The following is a 4,374-nucleotide window of genomic DNA, read 5'->3' as shown; positions in this document are numbered from 1 at the left end:
CGAGCCGATCCAGCCGGCCAAGCTGGCGCTGCTGCCGAGCCCGCGCGCGCAAGTCATCAACAGCTACGGCCCGACCGAATGCAGCGACGTGGTCGCCAGTTATTCATTGTCGGACGACCTGGAGCGCTACCAGGCGCACGGGGTGCCGCTGGGCAAGCCGATTCGCAACCTGCGGCTCTACCTGCTGGACCGGCAGGGGCAGCCGGTACCAATTGGCGTGGTCGGCGAGATTCACATCGGCGGTGCCGGTGTCGGACGCGGCTACCTGAACCGGCCCGACCTGAGTACCGAACGCTTCCTGCGCGACCCGTTTGCCAGGGAAGCTGGTGCGCGCATGTACAAGACGGGTGACCTGGGGCGCTACCTGCCCGACGGCAATATCGCCTTCCTCGGGCGCAACGATTTCCAGGTCAAGATCCGCGGCTTTCGCATCGAACCGGGCGAGATCGAGGCCCGGATGCTGGCCCAGGACGGGGTCCGGGAAGCGGTGGTGCTCGCGCGCGACGGTGGAACCGGAGAAGAGCGGCAGCTGGTTGCCTATTACACACTTCAGCCGGGTGTCACGCTCGAAGCAGTGGCGCTGCGTGCGGCGCTGGCGGCGCAGTTGCCTGACCATATGGTGCCGGCAGCGTGCGTGTTGCTGGACGCGTTGCCGCTGAACCCGAACGGCAAGCTGGACCGCCATGCGCTGCCCGACCCGCAGCGCACGGCAAGCACGGGATCGGACANCGTGCGTGTTGCTGGACGCGTTGCCGCTGAACCCGAACGGCAAGCTGGACCGCCATGCGCTGCCCGACCCGCAGCGCACGGCAAGCACGGGATCGGACAATGCTCCGCGTGGCGACATCGAAACGGCGCTGGCGCGCATCTGGGCCGAAGTGCTCAGAATCGGGCAGGTTGGACGCAACGACGATTTCTTCGACCTCGGCGGTCACTCGCTGCTGGCCGAACGGGTGACTTCGCGCATCCGCCAGGTGCTGGGCGTGGAAGTACGGATTACCCAATTGTTCACGCGCCCGGTACTGAGCGACTTCGCCGCGGTGGTGCGCGAGGCGGNCTTCGCGCATCCGCCAGGTGCTGGGCGTGGAAGTACGGATTACCCAATTGTTCACGCGCCCGGTACTGAGCGACTTCGCCGCGGTGGTGCGCGAGGCGGCGCGCAGCGCGCTGCCGCCGATCACGCCGGTGGCGCGCGGCGAGGGGCTGGTGCTGTCGTTTGCGCAGCAACGGTTGTGGTTCCTGGCGCAGATGGAAGGGGTCAGCCAAGCTTACCATATGCCGATGGGCCTGCGCCTGGACGGAGTGCTGAACCATCAGGCCCTGCGGTACGCGCTGGATCGCATCGTGGCGCGCCACGAATCGCTGCGCACGCGCTTCGTCATGCGTGACGGTGTGCCGCTGCAGCACATTGCCGATGCACACTCTGGCTTCGCGCTGCAGGAGTACGATCTGCGTGGACATGAAACCGCTGAAGCGGAACTGGAACGGCTGACCGGCGAGGAAGCCGGTGCGCCGTTCGACCTGGAACAGGGACCGCTGATTCGTGGCCGGCTGCTCCGGCTGGCCGAGCAGGAGCACGTATTGCTGGTGACGACGCACCACATCGTCTCCGACGGCTGGTCGCAGGGCATCCTGGTCAACGAGTTCAGCGCGCTGTACAACGCCTGTCGTGCCGGCGAAGAAGATCCGCTGCCGCCACTGGCGATCCAGTACGCGGACTACGCGGCCTGGCAGCGGCGCTGGGTCAGCGGCGAGGTGCTGCAGGCGCAGAGTGCGTACTGGCAGCAGACACTGACCACGCTGTTCATGACGCTGCTGGCCGGCTGGGCGGCGCTGCTGTCGCGCCTGTCCGGACAGCACGACCTGGTGATCGGCACGCCGATGGCCAACCGCACCCGRGCCGAAGTCGAGCCGCTGATCGGCCTGTTCCTCAATACGCTGGCGCTGCGCATAGACCTGTCTGGCAGCCCTTCCACGGCTGACTTGCTGCAACGGGTAAAGGCTCAGGCGCTGGAAGCGCAGCAGCACCAGGACCTGCCGTTCGAGCAGGTGGTGGAGATCGTCAACCCGCCGCGCAGCCTGGCGCACAGTCCGCTGTTTCAGGTCACCTTTACCTGGAACAACAACGAAGCTGGCGAACTTAAGATGCCGGGTTTGGTACTGGAGCCAATTGGATCGCCTCAGGTCACTGCGCAATTCACGATGTCGCTGCTGCTAGGCGAGCAGGACGCGGTGATCGGAGGCGGCCTTGCCTATGCGACCACCTTGTTCGAGCGCGACACCGTCGAGCGCATGCTGGATTACCTGCGTCGCATCCTGGACGCAATGGTGAAGCAGGAATACACACCGATCGAACACCTGGTGCTGCTCGGGAACGCCGAACGCGAGCGCCTGCTCGTGGAATGGAATGCGACCCAGGCTGAATATCCGGACCGCTCCTGCATCCACGAACTGATCGAGGCGCGCGCGGCCGCATCGCCCGACACGGTGGCACTGGAGCATGGCGGGACTGAAGTCAGCTATGCCGAACTCAATGCCCGGGCCAACCGCTTGGCGCGCCATTTGCGTAAGCAGGGCGTCAGTCCGGATACGCGGGTTGCGATATGCATGACGCGCGGGATTGACATGGTGGTCGGCCTGCTGGCGGTGTGGAAGGCCGGAGGTGCCTACGTGCCGCTGGACCCGGCTTATCCACCAGAGCGGCTGTCCTTCATGCTGAAGGACAGTGCCCCGGTGGCCGTACTCATGCATGCCTGGATCGGCGAGCAGACGCAGTACACGTTGCTGGCTGCGGCCGGCTTCGCGCCCATACTCGACATCGAAGCGGATGCGATGCGCTGGAACGAGGAAATGCAAGACAATCTTCCGCGTAGCGAAACCGGGGCGGGGCCAGAGCACCTGGCGTACGTGATCTACACGTCCGGCTCGACCGGTCAGCCCAAGGGGGTGATGGTTGCGCATCGCGGGGTGGGCAACCTGGCACAGGCGCAGATCGAGGGTTTCGGGATCGACGCCGACAGCCGGGTGTTGCAGTTCGCGTCGTTCAGCTTCGATGCCTGCGTGTCGGAGATCGTAACCACGCTGGTGCGGGGCGCCACGCTGGTTTTGCCGGCGAGCGAGACGGTACTGGCCGGGGAAGTGCTGGCCGAGGTATTGGAACGGGAGGGCATCACGCACGTGACCTTGCCGCCGGTGGTGCTGGCGGGCTTGCCGGAAGAGGCGCAGCTGGARACGGTGCGCACGCTGGTGATGGCGGGCGAGGCATCGAATGCGGCGCTGGTGCGGCGTTTCGGCCACAACCGGCGTTTGCTCAATGCCTATGGCCCGACCGGCATCGAATGCGGCGCTGGTGCGGCGTTTCGGCCACAACCGGCGTTTGCTCAATGCCTATGGCCCGACCGAAACCACGGTGTGCGCGACGATGCAGGTGTGCGACCCGCAAAGCGAGCAGGCGCCGGCGATTGGGCGTCCGATTGCCAACACCCGGATTTATCTGCTCGACGCGCATGGTCAGCCGGTGCCGCAGGGGGTCGTAGGCGAGATCCATATCGGCGGCGTGCAGGTGGCACGCGGTTATCTGAACCGCGATGCATTGACGGCCGAGCGCTTTGTTGCCGACCCGTTCAGCAGTGAGCCGGGTACCCGGATGTACAAGACCGGCGACCTGGGACGTTACCTGGCCGATGGCAGCATCCAGTTCCTTGGCCGCAATGACGATCAGGTCAAGGTGCGGGGTTTCCGCATTGAGCTCGGTGAAATTGAAGCGAAGCTGCTGGAGCAGGATGGAGTGCGTGAAGCGGTGGTGATCGCACGCGAGGACCGGCCGGGCGACAAGCGGCTGGTCGCCTACCTGACGACCGATGTGCAGCTTGATACTGAAGCGTTACGTATCAGTATGCAAGCGGTGCTGCCCGAGTACATGGTGCCGGCGGCGTACGTACAGCTCGACACCCTGCCGCTGACACCGAATGGCAAGCTCGATCGGCAGGCACTGCCGGCGCCGGAAGGCGATGCGTACGCGAGCCATGCGTATGAAGCGCCGCAAGGCGAAGCCGAAACCGCACTGGCGGCGATCTGGGCCGAGGTGCTGGGCGTTGAGCAGGTCGGTCGTCACGACAACTTCTTCACCCTCGGTGGCCACTCGCTGCTGGCAGTCAAGGTCGCATCACGCGTGCGCCAGGTGCTGGGTGTGGAACTGGGCGTGACCGAACTGTTCGCCCATACCAGCCTGTCGGCGCTGGCGACAGCCGTCGGCCAGGCCGCACAAAGCGAACTGCCAGCCATCACGCTGGCGTCGCGCGAGAGCCCGCTGCCGCTGTCGTTCGCACAGCAACGGCTGTGGTTCCTGTCGCAGATGGAAGGCGTCAGCCAGGC

At 65.6% G+C, this 4,374-nt stretch carries 4 pseudogenes; all 4 read left to right on the top strand.

What is annotated here, in order from left to right:
* Positions 1 to 728, top strand: a pseudogene (locus ASE07_RS30280) (AMP-binding protein); the annotation flags it as partial.
* Between the two features lie 6 nt (positions 729 to 734).
* Positions 735 to 1,056, top strand: a pseudogene (locus tag ASE07_RS30570) (phosphopantetheine-binding protein); the annotation flags it as partial.
* Positions 1,057 to 1,248: 192 nt separating this feature from the next.
* Positions 1,249 to 3,297 (top strand): annotated as a pseudogene (locus ASE07_RS27185) (non-ribosomal peptide synthetase); the annotation flags it as partial.
* A 64-nt stretch (positions 3,298 to 3,361) separates the two neighbouring features.
* Positions 3,362 to 4,374: pseudogene (locus tag ASE07_RS30270) on the top strand (AMP-binding protein); the annotation flags it as partial.

Source organism: Noviherbaspirillum sp. Root189 (genome assembly GCF_001428545.1).
In the GTDB taxonomy this organism is placed as follows: Bacteria; Pseudomonadota; Gammaproteobacteria; order Burkholderiales; family Burkholderiaceae_D; genus Noviherbaspirillum.
The sequence above is the reverse complement of the archived record's forward strand: the minus strand, read 5'-3'. Positions and strand labels throughout refer to the sequence as shown.